The 15,678-nt window shown below is 72.4% G+C and carries 15 protein-coding genes; 9 read left to right on the top strand and 6 right to left on the bottom strand.

Annotated features, from left to right (window positions below; all coding sequences use genetic code 11):
* A partial coding sequence (locus CM1CMNOD_RS14490; RefSeq protein ID WP_207387501.1) for a hypothetical protein occupies nucleotides 1-258 on the bottom strand: 258 nt, incomplete at its 3' end.
* A 203-nt stretch (nucleotides 259-461) separates the two neighbouring features.
* Entirely contained in the window at nucleotides 462-2,399 is a 1,938-nt protein-coding gene (gene pknB, locus CM1CMNOD_RS14485; protein ID WP_043606739.1) for a Stk1 family PASTA domain-containing Ser/Thr kinase, read from the bottom strand.
* A 434-nt stretch (nucleotides 2,400-2,833) separates the two neighbouring features.
* Here pknB and CM1CMNOD_RS14480 point away from each other — a divergent pair, with 434 nt between their 5' ends.
* The 7 genes from CM1CMNOD_RS14480 to CM1CMNOD_RS14450 all read left to right on the top strand — a co-directional run bounded on the left by CM1CMNOD_RS14480 (nucleotide 2,834) and on the right by CM1CMNOD_RS14450 (nucleotide 9,390).
* A complete protein-coding gene (locus tag CM1CMNOD_RS14480) occupies nucleotides 2,834-3,433 on the top strand; it encodes a DCC1-like thiol-disulfide oxidoreductase family protein (protein WP_013874346.1) in 600 nt (199 codons plus the stop codon).
* A gap of 116 nt (nucleotides 3,434-3,549) precedes the next feature.
* Nucleotides 3,550-5,145: a Gfo/Idh/MocA family protein gene (locus CM1CMNOD_RS14475; RefSeq protein WP_013874345.1), complete on the top strand. Its 1,596-nt coding sequence runs from the start codon at nucleotides 3,550-3,552 to the stop codon at nucleotides 5,143-5,145.
* Nucleotides 5,146-5,174: 29 nt separating this feature from the next.
* Entirely contained in the window at nucleotides 5,175-5,534 is a 360-nt protein-coding gene (locus CM1CMNOD_RS14470) for an Rv2175c family DNA-binding protein (RefSeq protein ID WP_050803557.1), read from the top strand.
* Between the two features lie 38 nt (nucleotides 5,535-5,572).
* Nucleotides 5,573-6,328, top strand: coding sequence for a thiamine phosphate synthase (gene thiE / locus CM1CMNOD_RS14465; RefSeq protein ID WP_013874343.1), 756 nt, complete (start codon nucleotides 5,573-5,575; stop codon nucleotides 6,326-6,328).
* 259 nt (nucleotides 6,329-6,587) lie between these two features.
* Entirely contained in the window at nucleotides 6,588-7,007 is a 420-nt protein-coding gene (locus CM1CMNOD_RS14460) for a TOBE domain-containing protein (RefSeq protein WP_043603760.1), read from the top strand.
* A gap of 389 nt (nucleotides 7,008-7,396) precedes the next feature.
* On the top strand, nucleotides 7,397-8,245 hold the full coding sequence (locus CM1CMNOD_RS14455; protein WP_131774032.1) for an ABC transporter permease: 849 nt from the start codon (nucleotides 7,397-7,399) through the stop codon (nucleotides 8,243-8,245).
* A complete protein-coding gene (locus CM1CMNOD_RS14450; RefSeq protein ID WP_013874340.1) occupies nucleotides 8,242-9,390 on the top strand; it encodes a sulfate/molybdate ABC transporter ATP-binding protein in 1,149 nt (382 codons plus the stop codon). Before CM1CMNOD_RS14455 ends, CM1CMNOD_RS14450 begins: the two co-directional genes overlap by 4 nt.
* Before the next feature lie 200 nt (nucleotides 9,391-9,590).
* Here the strand turns inward: CM1CMNOD_RS14450 and CM1CMNOD_RS14445 are convergent, their stop codons facing one another.
* From CM1CMNOD_RS14445 to CM1CMNOD_RS14430, 4 genes are all read right to left on the bottom strand, one after another.
* Nucleotides 9,591-9,794, bottom strand: a complete 204-nt coding sequence (locus CM1CMNOD_RS14445) for a cold-shock protein (protein ID WP_013874339.1) — start codon at nucleotides 9,792-9,794, stop codon at nucleotides 9,591-9,593.
* A gap of 200 nt (nucleotides 9,795-9,994) precedes the next feature.
* Entirely contained in the window at nucleotides 9,995-10,954 is a 960-nt protein-coding gene (locus CM1CMNOD_RS14440; RefSeq protein ID WP_013874338.1) for a VWA domain-containing protein, read from the bottom strand.
* On the bottom strand, nucleotides 10,951-12,105 hold the full coding sequence (locus CM1CMNOD_RS14435; protein ID WP_431307447.1) for a DUF58 domain-containing protein: 1,155 nt from the start codon (nucleotides 12,103-12,105) through the stop codon (nucleotides 10,951-10,953). The genes CM1CMNOD_RS14440 and CM1CMNOD_RS14435 overlap by 4 nt, the downstream gene beginning before the upstream one ends.
* An 89-nt stretch (nucleotides 12,106-12,194) precedes the next feature.
* A complete protein-coding gene (locus CM1CMNOD_RS14430; RefSeq protein WP_013874336.1) occupies nucleotides 12,195-13,361 on the bottom strand; it encodes an AAA family ATPase in 1,167 nt (388 codons plus the stop codon).
* 377 nt (nucleotides 13,362-13,738) lie between these two features.
* Between CM1CMNOD_RS14430 and CM1CMNOD_RS14425 the strand changes: the two genes are divergently transcribed.
* Both CM1CMNOD_RS14425 and metF read left to right on the top strand, forming a co-directional pair.
* Nucleotides 13,739-14,431, top strand: a complete 693-nt coding sequence (locus tag CM1CMNOD_RS14425; RefSeq protein ID WP_013874335.1) for a hypothetical protein — start codon at nucleotides 13,739-13,741, stop codon at nucleotides 14,429-14,431.
* Nucleotides 14,432-14,572: 141 nt separating this feature from the next.
* Entirely contained in the window at nucleotides 14,573-15,493 is a 921-nt protein-coding gene (gene metF, locus CM1CMNOD_RS14420; RefSeq protein ID WP_043603754.1) for a methylenetetrahydrofolate reductase [NAD(P)H], read from the top strand.
* Nucleotides 15,494-15,678 lie beyond the last annotated feature (185 nt).

Genomic DNA, 15,678 nt, shown 5'->3' with positions numbered 1-15,678 from the left:
GTCGGGGGTCGTGGCGCCCGGCGCCGGTGAGGCCGCGGCGGCGGTCTTCGGAGTTTCGGTTCCGGCGGTCAGGCTCTCGGCGAGCAGCTGGGCGCGCAGCGCCGTACGGAACTCGGGGCGCGGCGACACCGTTTCATGGGCGCGCAGCGCCACGACCACGGTCAGCCGCTCGCGGTCATCCGGGTGAGCGGCCGGCGATCCGCCGTCGACGAGCCGGTCGAAACGCTCGGCTCGTCGCCCCGTGAGCAGTACTCCCACCGGAGTCCCCCCTGTTTCCCCCTAGTACGGTGTGCCGACCGGGGGCTCGCTACCACCCGGATACACCGTCGGCCCCCATGATGACCAGGGACACCCCGTTCGGGCACGCATTCCGCCCCCACGGCCGAGGGTGATTCGTCCGGACAGCCGAAGTATGCCGGGAAAAATGCCCGCCTGGAACAGCCATGTGACGATTACCGGGACTATCCGATGGTGAGGGTCACCTTGGTGCCCTTTTTGACCTTGGTACCAGGGGGCGGATCCGTGCTTCTGACCACCGTGTCGTCGAAGAAGACGAAGCCGTTGCGCTCGGGCCGCAGTCCACGGCGTTGTAGTTCGCGGGCCGCGTTCTGATATTTCTGATTGATGACGTTGGGCACCTCGACCAGGTCGCCGCGGTCCTCGTCGTCCACCGGCCCCTTGGACACCAGCACTGTCACCACCGAGCCGCGGGTGACTGGCTGCCCCGGGTCAGGGGAGGTGCGGATGACGTTCCCGCTCTGGACGGTCTCGTCGTTGACGTCGAGCCGTGTCACCTTCAGGCCGAGAGCGCCGAGCTGGGACTGAGCTGTGGCGATGGGTACATTGATCACGTTGGGGACGACCGCCATGGCCGGACCGGAACTGACGATCAGTGTCACCTGGGCGCCGGCAGCGAGCTCGGTGTTGACGGCGGGCTCCGTCCTGATCACGTTGCCGGCCGGGATCGTGTCGTTGGCCTCTGTGCGTGGCGTCGTGGAGAGGTTGAGCTGCTGGCGGGTCAGCCGGGCCTGGGCCTCCGCCACCGACAGGGTGGCGACGTCCGGCACCCGGACCTTCGCCCGGCCCAGGCTCAGGCGTATCCGCACGGTGCTGCCGCGCGTCGCCCTGACGGCGCCGTCCGGCTCCTGCGCCATGACCTTTCCGGCGGGGATGGTGTCGCTGGTGGCGGCCTCGTCGTAGGCCACGGTGAACCCGGCGTCGGTCAGCGCCTGTACCGCCGCAGCCTGGTCGAGGCCCACCAGTGGGGGGACCGGCGCCGTGCCCGGCCCGGACAGCGCCCTGCTGGCCACGACGATCCCGCAGAGCAGGACGACAGCCGCGGTCACGGCCGCCAGCACCGGCCTTCTGCCGCGGAACCGGCGTGACAGGAGCCGGTAGCGCCACTCGGGCGACCGCCGGCTCCCCAGGGCGAAGCCGGCGGTCGCCCGTGGGCGGCTGCGCCGGCGAGCGCCGGCACCGCGGGCACTGTGCACACCGCCGCCGGGCGCCGCGGTGTGCACAGTGCCCGCGGCCGGCGCCGGCAGGTAGGGCAGGACGCGGTGCAGCTCGTCGAGCATGGCGGTGCCGTCGGCCGGGCGCATGTCCAGGTCACGCGCGGTGGCGTGCAGCACCAGCGCATCCAGTTCGGCCGGGATGCCCTCCGCGGCCGCCGACGGCGCGGGGACCTCGCCGTGCACCGACTGGTAGGCCACGGACATCGGGGTGCTGCCGGTGTGGGGCAGCACCCCGATGAGCATCTCGTAGAGGACGACCCCGGCGGCGTAGACGTCGCTGCGGGGGCTGGCGGAGCCGTCACTGACCTGCTCGGGCGCCAAGTAGTCAACGGTCCCCATTACGACACCCTGTGTCATGGCATGGGTTGCCTGGTTCAGCGGGCGGGCAAGCCCGAAGTCGGCGACCTTCACCTGGCCGTCATGGCCGAGCAGGATGTTCTCCGGCTTGATGTCGCGGTGGATGATCCCCGCGTTGTGGGCCGCCGCGAGCGCCTCGAGGACCGGCTCGATGATCTCGATGGCCTCGGTGGGGGTCAGCCGCCCGCGGCTGCCGATGAGCTGGCGCAGGGTCTGACCCCGCACCAGCTCCATCACCAGGTAGATCACTGGGCCGCTGGGACCGTGATCGCGGCCCTGGTCGAGAACGGAGACGACGCACGGGGTGTTCAGCCGCGCGGCGGCGGTGGCCTCCTGCTGGAAGCGGCGGAGGTAGTCCTCGTCGTGGGTGAACGCGGGATGCATGACCTTCAGGGCGACCAGCCGGTCAAGCCGGTTGTCGTGGGCGACGTAGACCGTCGCCATACCGCCAACCGCGATGCGTTCCTGCGCGGTGTAGCGCCCGTCCAGCAACCGTCCGATGACGGGGTCTGCGACGGTCGCGTCCACGGTCAACAGCTTAGAGCGCCCGTGGATGGCGCCGGAATCCGGCACCACGGCCATACCTGTGCCCAACCCGTCGCAGGGCCATACCCCATCCCAGTCGATCCGAACCCATCCCAGTATGAACGGGTGGGCCGGCGCCGCGACGGGGGCCATCCGCCCGGACGCCGGCGGGGGCCGGTGCCGCCCCTGCCGGCCGGGCCGACACGGCAGCCGGGCCGCCGGAGGCGGCGACCATGGTTTTTCGCGCGGCCAGCGGTCCGCATCCCGGGATGGCCGGGATGGCCGGGATGAGCGTGATGCCGGGATAGCGCACAGATGTCGGGACGGCCGAGTTGTCGACAGATCCGGCTGTCGACAGGACCGGATGCCGATAGAGCCGGATGCTGATAGAGCCGGCTGTCGTAAGGACCGCTGGCGCGAGGGTCGGGAGGCCGCCGGTGAGTCAAAACCGGACGCCCACGGGTGTCGGCATCCGGTATTCGTCCGGGAACATCCGGTATTCGCCCGGGAAGACGGGCGCGCGCCCGCGCCCGATATTCGTCTGGGACGGTGACTGCGCTTTCTGTCAGGCCGCCGTCGCTCTTCTCGCCCACCATCTCAGCCCGGTGCCGGACGTCCAGCCCTGGCAGGCGGTAGATCTGCGCGGACTCGGCCTGACCGAGCGGCAGGCGCGGGAGGCCGTCTGGTGGGTCGACACGAACGGCGACGTGAACGGCGACGTGCGCAACCGCACGGGCGGCCACACGGGCGGCGAGACGGATGGCCATGTGGACGGCCAGGTGGACGGCACGGCGTGCTCGGGTGCGCAGGCGGTGGTCGCGTGGCTGGCCATCTCCGGGCAGCCCTGGCGGCTGTTGGGAAATCTGCTCCGCCGCCGATTGCCCGGCCGGATCGCCGCCGCTGTCTATGTCCGGACATGTCGCAACCGACATCGGTTACCCGTACCGACCTGGCACGGATTGTGGCTGTGGGTGCGGGGTTTGTGGACGGGCACGCCGGCCGGTGGCTGTGACCCGACGGGTACGCCGCCGCGCTGATCCTCCCACACAGATCCTTCTACGTTGATCCTCCTGCACTGATCCTCTTGGTCGTCCGTGTTTCCTGAGCGGACCCCCGTCGCTTTGCCGGTGGGCTAATTCACTACAGTGCCTGCGTGCCCCGGATTCACCTGGTCTCGAACCTTCCCGGCGCCAGCGCACTCGGTGACCATCTCAGGGGTGCGGGGCTCGGGCCCACCTCCGCGCGGTCCGCGGATGCGCTGCTCGTCCTCATCGACCGACCGTTGGACAGCGGCGAGCAGGACGTGCTCGACCGTGCCCGCCAGTCCGTCCCGGTGCTGCTCGCCGGCCCCACCCTGCGGTCGCTGCCGCCGGACAGCCCGCTGGTGGAGGCGTCCGGGCTGGTGCCGGGCCGGGTGACGCCGGTCCACGAACTGTGGCTGTTGCCGGGCCCGGACGGCGCGGAGTTCACCACCCGGCTCGGTGACTTCCGGCCGGTCGACCAGTGGGTCGTGCCCGACAAGCTCGCCGACGACGTGGAACAGCTGCTGATGGTGCGTCACGAGCTGACCGTGCATCCGGTGTGCACCTGGCGTCCGTCGACGGGCCTGGGCATGCTCACGCTCGGTTCGGGTGACCGGACGCTGGCCGATCCCGCCTACCACCGTCTGATCGGACGCTGGCTGCGCCACGCCCTCGGCGTGCGGGACGCGCCGCCGGTACGGGTGGGGCTGCTCGGGACGGCCGAGTCCGCCGCCTTCCACCACATGGCCGTCGACGTCACCGAAGGTCTGGAGATGGCCGCGATCTGTGACGGCGCGTCGCGCCCGCCGGGACGCGGCGGGGACCGTACCGTCCGCCGGATCGCCAATCCGGCGGACCTGGTGAACGACTCCGAGATCGATCTGATGATCGTTGTCACTCCGACGCACACCCACACGGAGTGGGCGGTGCGGGCGCTCGAGGCCGGCAAGCACGTCGTGGTCGAGCATCCGTTCTGCCTGACCACTCGGGAAGCCGACGAGCTGACGGGCCTGGCCGCCGAGCGCGGGCTCATCCTGGCGGTCCATCCCGACCAGCGAGACGATCTTGGTTGCCGTGCGTTGCAGAGCTCGGTCCGAGCGGGTGCGATCGGTGACGTGCTGTGGCTGGAGACGTTCCAGAGCGCCTACACGCGCCCGCCCGGGACCTGGCACGACGATGCCCGGGTCAGCGGCGGGGCCGTCTACGACCGGGGCTTCGCTCCCCTGGACTGGATCCTCGACCTGCTCGCCGGGCCCGTCGAATGGGTGTCGGCGACCGCGCACAAGCGGGTGTGGCACCACGTGAGCAACGCCGACCACACCCGTATCCTGCTGCACTTCGCCAGCGGTACCGAGGCCCAGATCACGATCTCCGATCTCGCCGCCGCGGCGCTGCCCAGGTTCCACGTGATCGGAACGGCCGGCTCGATCGTCAGCGAGGTCCCCACCGAGCCGGTCATCCCCGGCCCGCGGCCCGGGCGACACGCCGAGCGGATGTTCGCCACCCCCGCCGTCCACCTGAACCTGGTCGCCGCCGACGGCAGCCGGACCAGGCTGCCGCTGCCGCCGGCACCGGTCACCTCGGTCTTCCACAATCAGCTCGCCGACCTGCTCGTCTCCGGCTGGCCCATGCAGTACACCGCGGAGGTGGCCCGGCGGGTGGTCGCCGTGATGGAGGCGGCCAGCCAGTCGGTGGCCGCTGGTGGGGGGTCTGTCGCGCCGGTATGACCATCACCCCGTACGACCCTCACCCCGGTATGACCAATGGCCGTTTCTCGGTGTTTACTTTGACCGTGGAATGGCTGACCCTGCCCGACGTCGCTGACCGGCTCGGGATACCCATCACGCGCGTGCGTCAGATGGTGCGGGATCGCAAACTGCTCGCCGTGCGCTCAGATGGCGTACTGCGGGTTCCGACCGAGTTCATCCAGGACGGCACGGTGCTCAAGGGCCTGTCGGGCCTGCTGACCGTGCTCTCCGATGCCGGCTTCTCCGACGAGGAGTCGTTGGACTGGCTCTTCCGGGAGGACCCGACCCTGCCCGGCACCCCTGTGCGTGCCCTGGCGGAGAACCGTGGCCGGGAGGTCAAACGCCGGGCCCAGGCCCTCGCCTTCTAGCGCCTTCCAGCCGCCCGCGCCGCCGTAGGGTCGAGGGTATGACACAGGACGTCGATGCCCCCCGGTCGTCATATGCGTCGTCGTACACGCGGTCAGCGGAGGCGGAAGCCCGCCTGGTCCGGCTGGCCGACGCCAGGCTGTACCTGTGTCTCGGGTTGCGGCCGGAACTGGCCGCCTTCCTCGACGAGGTGGTCGCCGCCGGGGTGGACGTCGTCCAGCTGCGCGAGAAGGGCCTGGAGTGGCAGCTCGAGGCCGACGGGCTCGCCGTGGTGCGCCAGGTCGCGCGGCGGCGGGGGGCGCTGGTCGCCGCCAACGACCGCGCCGATCTCGCCGCCTTCACCGGCGTGGACGTGCTGCACGTCGGCCAGCACGACATCCCGCCCCGGCTGGCCCGCCAGTTGCTCGGCCCGGACGTGCTGATCGGCCTGTCCACCCATGATCCCGACCAGCTCGCCGCGGCGATCGAGGATCCCGACGTGGACTACTTCTGCGTCGGCCCGGTGTGGGCGACGCCCACGAAGCAGGGGCGTCCGCCGGTCGGGCTGGAGCTACCACGCCTGGCCGCCCGGCTCGCACCCCCGTTCACCCCCGGCGCCAAGCCCTGGTTCGTCACCGGCGGGGTGGACGCCACCACGCTGGACGACGTGCTCGACACCGGCGCCCGGCGGGTCGTGGTCGTCCGGGGCATCACGCAGGCCGCCGAGCCGGGGCCGGCCGTCACGGCCCTGGCCACCCGGCTGCGCGCGGCCCTGAGCCATCACCCGGACGGCGCGGGCGGGTGCGCCGAGGCCTGACACCATGGCCGGCCCGCGCTGTCCGTCTTCCGCCGTCCGTCTCCCGCGGGCTGTGTTCCGCCGGCTGCGTCCGCCGGCCGTAGCTGCCCGGATGTCCGGGACGGCCGGTCGCGTAGCATGTTCGTGCGTCAGCGGTGACGGCCAGTTGCGGCGGTCAGCGGCGGTCAGCGGCAGTGTCAGCGGCGAGGTGCGCGAAGTAACCGTGTATTCGGTTCCGGTGCACGCGACAAACCGTAGATACGCTGGTTATGGTGCATGCATGGCGACTTTGCGGATCTCAGACGCGGCCGGTCTGTTGGGCGTCAGCGACGACACCGTCCGACGGTGGGCCGACGCCGGACGGCTGCCACTGGTACGGGACAGCAGCGGTCGGCAGGCCGTCGAAGGTGCCGCGCTGGCCCAGTTCAGCAAGGAGCTCGCGGCCTCGAGCGACCGACCGCCGGCCGCGGACGCCGCGGTGGTGGGGGAGTCGGCCCGTAACCGCTTTCCCGGCATCGTGACCCGGGTGGTACGCGACGGTGTGATGGCCCAGGTCGAGATCCAGGCCGGTCCGCACCGGGTGGTGTCCCTGATGAGCCGCGAGTCCGCCGACGAGCTCGGCCTCGAGCCGGGCGTGGTGGCTGTGGCCTCGGTGAAGTCGACGAACGTGGTGATGGAGCTGCCGGCGCAGCGTCGCTGACGCCACACGACAACCGGTGGCCGGCCGGTTCCCTCCGGCCCGTCCGGTCCTTCCGGGGTTTTCCGGGGCTTCCAGCGTTTCCGGAGCCCTGCCGGACGTGGCAGGTTGCGGGGGGCGGACGTGCGGGGACGGATGAAAGCGCGATCAAAGAACTCGGCCGGGGCACCCGCCGCCGTCAGACAGCCCGATACAGGCGCGCCCAGCTCATCTGTGTCCAGCTCATCTGTGCCCGGCGCACGTGTGCCCGGCGCAGCTGAGCTCGATACCGGTGGGGCGCCGCACGCCGGGGCCGGGTACCCCGCCGCGGCGTGAGCCGGATCTTCACGGCCGGCCGCCTCCGCCGGCCCCGCTCTCGAGTCCCCGCTCCGTTCGCCGTCCCGGCGCCCGGCCTGGCCCAGCCCGGCGGCCGGCCCCGTGGGCGGCCCCGTGGGCGGCCCCGTGGGCGGGCCGGTGGGCGGGTACCGGTTCCGCTGGCCGCCGCCGGCGGCATCGCGCTTGCCTTCCTCCTGCTCCCACTGGCCGGGCTGCTTGTGCGGGTGCCCTGGCGCGACCTGCCGGAGCTGCTGGCCGAGCCCGAGGTGCGCGAGGCGCTGCGGCTGTCCCTGCTGACCGCGAGCATCGCGACCGTGCTGTCGTTGGCGGTGGGTGTGCCGCTGGCCTGGTTGCTGGCCAGGGCGGACTTCCTCGGCCGTGGGCTGCTGCGCGCGGTGATCACCGTGCCGCTCGTGCTGCCGCCCGTGGTCGGTGGGGTGGCGCTGCTGCTGGCCTTCGGGCGTCGGGGCATCGTCGGCCGATACCTCGACGCCTGGTTCGGGATCACCCTCCCGTTCACCACCGCCGGGGTGGTCGTGGCGGAGGCGTTCGTGGCGATGCCGTTCCTGATCGTCGCGGTTGAAGGGGCGTTACGATCAGCGGACCGACGCTTCGAGGACGCCTCCGCCACCCTTGGCGCAAGCCGGTGGGTAACGTTCCGCCGGGTCACCCTCCCGATGATCGCGCCGTCGCTCGGCGCGGGCGCGGTGCTGTGCTGGGCACGCGCCCTCGGCGAGTTCGGAGCGACGATCACCTTCGCGGGTAACTTCCCGGGTACCACCCAGACGATGCCGCTGGCGGTCTACCTCGCCCTGGAGACCGACCCGGACACCGCGACCGCACTGTCCCTGGTCCTGCTCGTCGTGGCCGTGGTCGTCCTGGCCCTGCTCCGGGACCGCTGGCTGCGTCCGGGGACGACCCTGTGAGCCCGGTGAGCGGGCTCGGCGAGCGGGACGGGCCGGCGGGACGGGCCGGCCCGCCTGACGGCGGTGGATCCGACGACGGCGCGTTGCTGGCACGCCTGCGAGTGCGGCGGGCCAGCGGCTTCACCCTGGACGTGACGCTGACCGCGGCGAGCGGGACGACCGTCGCCGTTCTCGGGCCCAACGGCGCGGGCAAGACCACCCTGCTGCGGGCGCTGGCCGGGCTGCAGCCGGTCGACGCGGGCCGGATCAGCCTGGCCGGCCTCGTCCTGGACGACCCGGCGGAGGGAATCTTCGTCCCGGCACAGCGCCGCACGGTCGGGATGGTTTTTCAGGACTACCTGCTGTTCCCGCATCTGTCCGCGCGGGACAACGTCGCCTTCGGGCTGCGCTGCCGGGGAGTCCCGCGGGCCGCCGCCCGGGCCGCCGCGCTGCGCTGGCTGGAGACGTTCGGGCTGGCCGAGTTCGCCGCCCGCCGGCCCGGGGCGCTCTCCGGCGGGCAGGCTCAACGGGTCGCGCTCGCCAGAGCGCTCGCCGCGGGCCCGAAGCTGCTGCTGCTGGACGAGCCGCTGGCGGCGCTGGACGCGGCCACCCGGCTGGCCGTCCGAGGGGACCTGCGCCGCCATCTCAGCGGGTTCGGTGGCCCGTCCGTGCTGGTGACCCACGACCCGATCGAGGCCATGGTGCTGGCCGACCACGTCGTCATCATCGAGGCCGGACGGGTGGTGCAGCAGGGCCCGCCGGCCGAGGTGGCCCGCCGGCCCCGCACCGACTATGTCGCCCGGCTCGTCGGGCTGAACCTGTACCGGGGGGAGGCTGAGGCGGGTGTCGTACGGCTGCCCGGTGGCGGCACGCTCACCGTCGCGGACAGCGCGATCACCGGTCCGGTGCTGGCCGCGCTGCGGCCGTCCGCGGTGATGCTCGGCGTCGTCGAGCCGCACGGCAGCGCCCGCAACACGCTGGCCGGCCAGGTCACCGGGCTGGAACTGCTGGGGGACCGGGCCAGGGTCGCGGTGGACACGAACCCCGCTCTGCTTGCCGACGTCACCCCCGCGGCCCTGGCCGAACTGCGGCTGGAGCCGGGATCGCGCGTCTGGGCGTCGTTCAAGGCGACGGACATCGAGACCTACCCCGACGAGGCCCCCTGACGAGGCCCGCGGCCCTTGACCGGCCGTGTAACGACACGAAGTGACCAGGCCCGGGACGACACGAGGCCTGGTGACGACTACGAGACCGGGGCCGGTTGGCTGATACGGGACGAGCCCCGCACCATGCCGGTTGCGGGGCTCGCCTCACGCATGTTCCTACTGCTGTCCGCGATCACGCTGAGCCGCGTGGCCGCCGATGATCAAAGCGGCCGGACGTTCTCCGCCTGCGGACCCTTCTGGCCCTGGGTCGTGTCGAACTCGACCCGCTGGTTCTCTTCCAGGGTTTTGTAGCCGTTCGTCGCGATCGCGGAGAAATGCACGAAAACGTCCGGACTGCCACCGTCCGGGCTGATGAACCCAAAACCCTTCTCTGCGTTGAACCACTTCACAGTGCCCTGAGTCATTCTATGATCCTTATCGCCACGCAAGTCGACACACGCGAGCGCGCACGCCGCATCTACACCTTACTCATGCCGGACGCACGGGCCGACAGGCGCCCACCGCCACCCGCCCACATCGGGTGATGCGGACCTGGCCGGTGAGGCGGCAGACAGCGGTTTTCAGCGGCTGCCCGGCCGATCGCGGATACGCCGATCACCGCTGCTCAGGGCAGCCGGGAGGAGAAGGCCACCGACCCGGCCGCGGCCGTCAGCCCCAGCAGCAGGGACAGGCCGACGAACCAGGTGGTGACCTCGTGGAACTCGTTGCGGTAGCCGATGGAACTGCCGAGGTTCTCGTACACCGAGCGCAGCTCGTCCCCGGAGGCGGCCCGGTGGTAGGAGCCGTCGGTCGCCCGCGCGATCTCGCGCAGCGCGTCCTCGTTGACCGGGACGGGAATCTCCTGGCCACCCACGTCGAGGCTGCCGTCCGCGGTGCCGTAGGCGATCGTGTCGACCGGCACCCCGGCGTCCCTGGCTGCCTGGGCTGCCTGGGCGTTCGGGCGTCCCCGCTGGGTCTCCCCGTCGGAGAGCAGCACGATGGCGGCCGGCGGCGGTGTCCCGCCGTCCGCGGCGAGCTGTTCCCCGGCGGTGGTGATGGCCTGCAGGCCGGCGAAGATGCCCTCGCCGATCGCGGTGGACGGGCCGAGCTGCAGCCCGTGGATGCCGGACCGCACGGACTGCCGGTCGGTGGTCGGTGGGACGAGGAGCGCCGCTGACCCGGAGAACGACACCAGCCCCAGGTTGATCCGCGGTGGAAGCTGGTCGATGAACGCGTCGGCGCCGTCCTTGGCCGCCGCGAGACGGTTGGGCGCGACGTCGGTGGCCGCCATCGAGTTCGACACGTCGATCGCCAGAATGATCGTCGCGCGTTCGCGGGGGACCCGCCGGGCCTGGGCCGGCCGGGCGAGGGAGAACACCATGGCGGCCAGCGTGAGCAGCAGCAGGGCCGCGGGCAGGTGCCGACGCCACCACTGCGGCCGCCGTGGCAGCACCGACGCCAGTAACCCGACCGAGGTGAAGCGTGCCGCGTAGGCCTTCCGGCGCAGCGACATCACGATGTAGGCGGCGGCGATGGCGCCGACCGCCAGCAGCAGCCACAGCCAGTGGCCGGCGAGGAAGGTCATCGGCCGGCTCCGGTGGGACGGGCCGCGACCGGTGGGCGCCTGGCCGCGCCCCGGCCGCGGCGGGTGGCCAGGACGAACCGGACGATGTCGGTGAGCCAGTCGGAGTCGGTCCGCAGGACGAGATGGCCGGCGCCCGCCCGGCGCAGTGCCGCGTCCACCTCCCGGCGGTGTGCCGCGGCGGCCCGGGCGTAGGAGTCGCGCAGCCGGCGGGAGGAGGTGGGCACCGTCAGGGTCGCGCCGGTCTCCGGGTCGACCACGTCGAGCAGCCCGACGTTGGGGAGCTCGAGCTCGCGCGGGTCGACGATCTCGATGGCGAGTACCTGGTGCCGGCCGGCGAGCGCGCGCAGCGACCGTTCCCAGGACAGGTCGACCGAGAGGAAATCCGAGATCACGACGACCATCCCGCGGCGCCGGGGCGGGTTGCGCAGCCCGTTCAGGGCGGCGGCGAGATCGGTCGTGGACGTCCCGGCGCCCGGGACCGTCCCGGCCCCCGCGCCTGTCTCCGGACCGGCGCCCGTCCCCGGGGCCGGGGTGGCGGGGGAGCGGCGGGCCGGCCGGTCCAGCGCGGTTCGTGGCGCCGCCAGCAGCGCGCGCAGCAGCGCCCGCAGGCCGTCCCGGCCGGTGCGGGCGGGGACGAGCCGCGGCGGGTGGCCGGTTGTCAGCACCACCGCGCCCAGCCGGTTGCCGCTGCGTGCCGTCAGGTAGCCCACGGCGGCCACGGCGGCGATCGCGAGGTCGCGCTTCTCCAGCTTCGCGGTACCGAACTCAAGGCTCGCCGTCAGGTCGACGAGAGCCCAGGTCTCCAGCTCACGGTCGGCGACGAGGTCGTACACGTGCGGGATGGTGGTGCGGGCCGTGACCGCCCAGTCCATCCGCCGCACGTCGTCCCCGACGTGGTAGGCGCGGCTTTCGGCCTTCTCCGTCCCCGACCCGGGCACCAGGCCCAGGTGGTCGCCGAGCAGCAGGCCGTCCAGCCGGCGGGTGACGGTCAGCTCGAGACGCCGCAGGGTCCGTTCGATCGCCGGATCCGCCGCGGCCGCCCCGGGCACGCCCGGCGTGGGCTGTGCGGGCTGCGCGGGCTGTGCGGCGGGGCTGCCGGGCCGGCCGCCAGCCCCGCCGGCCGTGCCCGCGCCTGGTCCGCCGGGTGTCACCGCTCTGCCCGTTCCACCGGTTGTCGCCGACGTGCCCGCTCTGCCGCCGCGGCGTGGCCCGGCGGGTCGTTCCGTTGGCTGGTTTACGCTCACGCCGACGTTTCCTGGCCGAGGTACTCGGGGAATCCGCGCGGGTTGGTGGTCCAGTGCCCGGGATAGTCCTGCTGGCGGGGCGTGACCCGTGGGGGCCGGGTGCCGTGCAGGATCCGTTCGGCGATGGTCCGCGCGGACAGCCCCTCCGCCAGCGCCTCGTAGGACAGCACCAGCCGGTGCGGCAGCACGTCCAGCGCGACCGCGGCGACGTCGTCCGGCACGACGTAGTCCCGGCCGCGCAGCATCGCCAGCGCCCGGGCCGCCGCGACCAGGCCGAGCGACGCGCGCGGTGACGCCCCGTAGGCGAGATGGCCGGTGAGTTCGGGCATCCCGAACTCTGCCGGCGCCCGGGTCGCCAGCACCATGCGGACCGCGTAGTCGGCGATCGCATGGTGCACGAACACGTCGGTGGCACGCTCCTGCAGTTTGATCAGCGTGGGTGGGTCCAGGACGCGCTCGGCCCGGGGCGGCTGGGTGCCCATCCGCCGGACGATCTCCAGCTCCTCGTGGCCGCTGGGATACGGCACGTCCACCTTCATCAGGAACCGGTCACGCTGCGCCTCCGGGAGCGGGTACACCCCCTCGGACTCGATCGGGTTCTGCGTCGCCAGCACCAGGAACGGCGCCGGCAGCTGGTGGGTGACACCGCCGAGGGAGACCTGCCGCTCGGCCATCACCTCCAGCAGCGCCGACTGCACCTTGGCGGGCGCCCGGTTGATCTCGTCGGCGAGGACGAAGTTCGCGAAGATGGGCCCCAGCTCCACATCGAAGGTCTCCCGGGTCTGCCGGTAGACCCGGGTGCCGATGATGTCGGAGACGACCAGGTCGCTGGTGAACTGGATGCGGGTGAACGTCCCGCCGACCACCGTGGCGAGGGTCTGGACGGCGAGGGTCTTGGCCACCCCCGGCACCCCCTCCAGCAGGCAGTGCCCACGGGCGAGCAGTGCCACCAGCATCCGCTCGACCATGTGGTCCTGGCCGACGATCACCTTCTTGACCTCGAAGAGGGCGCGTTCGAGATGGTCGGCGTCGGTGGCCGTGTCCGGACTGGCGAGAGACGCTTCGCCGCCCGCCGCGGACTTCCCCTCCTGGTCGTGCTCGGGTGCGCGTGCCACGGATCCGTCCGGGGCGCGCGCACCCGAGCGTGTGAGCCGTTCGTCCATGAGCTGTAGTCTCGCAGCCAGCGGCCGGAATCGAGACCTCAAGCCGAACTCGTCAGCCTGTTTGAACAATGAATTAAGACGAATTAAGACGAATCAGGGTGGATCCGGGGCTTCCGCCCCGCGGCGGCCCTCGGCTCGTCCGGTGCCCGTCCGCGGGCTCGGGGCCAGTCGGAACCAGGGGATCCGACTCGGATGGTCATGCTGACCGCCCGGATGCCGGGCTCGACCGGTACCGTTCCCTACGTGCCGACCTGCTCCATCGACGGAACCCGCTCTGTTGGCAGGACCCGCCCTGTTGGCAGGACCCGTCCCCTCGATGGAACCTGTCCGCTCGGCGGGAGCCGTCCTCTCGGCGCGGCCGGTGGCGGGGAGGGCTGATGACGGACGTCCTCGTCGCGGTGGCCGCCGCCGTCCTGCTGGGCGCGGCCGGCTACGGGCTCGTGCTGCCGCGACGGCCGCCGCGGCAGATCAGCCAGACGGTGGACGGGGTGGGCGCCGTCGAGATCCAGCTGGCCGCCGGACGGGTCGAGATCGCCGAGGCCGACCGGGCGGACGCCCGGGTGGCGATGACCGTCCGCCGGCGCGCCGGCCGGTCGCGCCCGGCTCTGGAACAGGTCGGGGAACTGCTGCGCATCGACGGGCGCACCAGCGAGGCCCGGGTCCGGCTGACGCTGCCGCGGGCGACCCGGGTTCGGGCCGAGGTCCGCCGCGGGGAGGTGACCCTGTGGGGCTCGGACGGCGACCTCGTGCTCATCACCGACACGGGCACCATCGCCGGGCGGGAGCTGGGCGGGGCCGGTGTCGCCGCGCGCAGCCGCACCGGTGACGTCGTCCTGCACTTCGCCCGTCCCCCCGGGAAGGTGGCGGCGTACAGCGACAGCGGGGCAGCCACGGCCGTCCTGCCGGGTGGCCCGTACGCGGTCGACGTCGAGTCCGCGGATCCTGACGCGGACGCGGTCACCCTGGGTGTTCCAGTTGATCCGCGGGCGGAGCGGACGGTGTCGGTCCGCAGCCGCTCCGGCAGGGTGCGGGTGTGCGCCCCGACGCCCCAGGGCCCGGTGCGGCTGTAGCCCGTGCGGCGGCCGGGTGACCTACGGGACGCGGCCTACAGGGGCGGCGTGCCGTGGCTGGCCGCCTCGTCCGGGTGGTTGTCCGGGTGGCTCGGCCGGTTGTGCCGGGTCCGGCGCGTGACAGGGCTTACCCTCAAGGGTATGGCAGCGGTCAGGAGTGTCGTGGCGACCCGGGGGTTGGTGGCGACCCGGGGGTTGACCGTGCGGGACTGCCTCGACTCGGGCCGGCCGTCGTTCTCCTTCGAGTTCTTCCCGCCCAGGACCCCTGAGGGGGAACGCCACCTGTGGACGGCGATCAGGGAGCTGGAGCCGCTGCGGCCGTCCTTCGTGTCGGTCACCTACGGCGCGGGCGGGTCGACCCGGGCCGGCACGGTGCGGATCACCGAACGCATCGCGACGGAGACGACCCTCACACCGATTGGTCACCTCACCGCCGTCAACCACTCCGTCGCCGAGCTGCGGCAGGTGATCGGCAGCTATGCCGGCGCCGGGGTCCGTAACGTCCTGGCGCTACGCGGCGATCCGCCCGGCGACCCGCAGGGGGAGTGGGTCGCCCATCCCCAGGGGCTGCACCATGCCGAGGAGCTGGTACGCCTCGTCCAGTCGCTCGGTGACTTCTGCGTCGGGGTCGCGGCCTTTCCGGATCGCCACCCCCGCTCGTCCGACTTCGACACCGACGCGCGCTACCTGGTACGCAAGCTCACCGCCGGCGCGGACTATGCCATCACCCAGTTCTTCTTCGAGGCGGATGCCTATTTCCGGCTGGTCGACCGGGTCCGCCAGCTCGGCTGCGAGGCGCCGATCATCCCCGGTGTAATGCCGGTGACCAACGTCGCGCAGATCGAGCGGATGGCGAAGCTGTCCGGGGCCGCGTTCCCCCCGGACCTGGCCAGGCGGCTGCACGCGGTGGCCGACGATCCGGCGGCGGTACGGGCAGTCGGGGTGGAGGTCGCCGCCGACCTGTGCGAGAAGCTGCTCGCCGGTGGCGCACCTGGTATCCACTTCATCACGTTGAACCGTTCCACCGCGACGCGGGAGGTGTTCCACTCGCTACGGCGATGACTCGTCGGGCCCGGGCCCGGGCCCGGACCGCGCCAGGCTGTTCCACCTGTTCCTGTCGGCACCGCTGGCCTCGGCGTTCACGCTCGCCTGGCCGTGCGGATGATGCGGGCGCCGCCGGCCGGGGAGCCGCGTCGGACGCCGTGGCCCGTCAGCCGCTTACGAATCTCCCATCCCCACCCGCACCC

Source organism: Protofrankia symbiont of Coriaria myrtifolia, assembly GCF_900634755.1.
Lineage (GTDB): Bacteria > Actinomycetota > Actinomycetes > Frankiales > Frankiaceae > Protofrankia > Protofrankia coriariae.
This window is presented reverse-complemented; position numbering and strand designations above follow the sequence as displayed.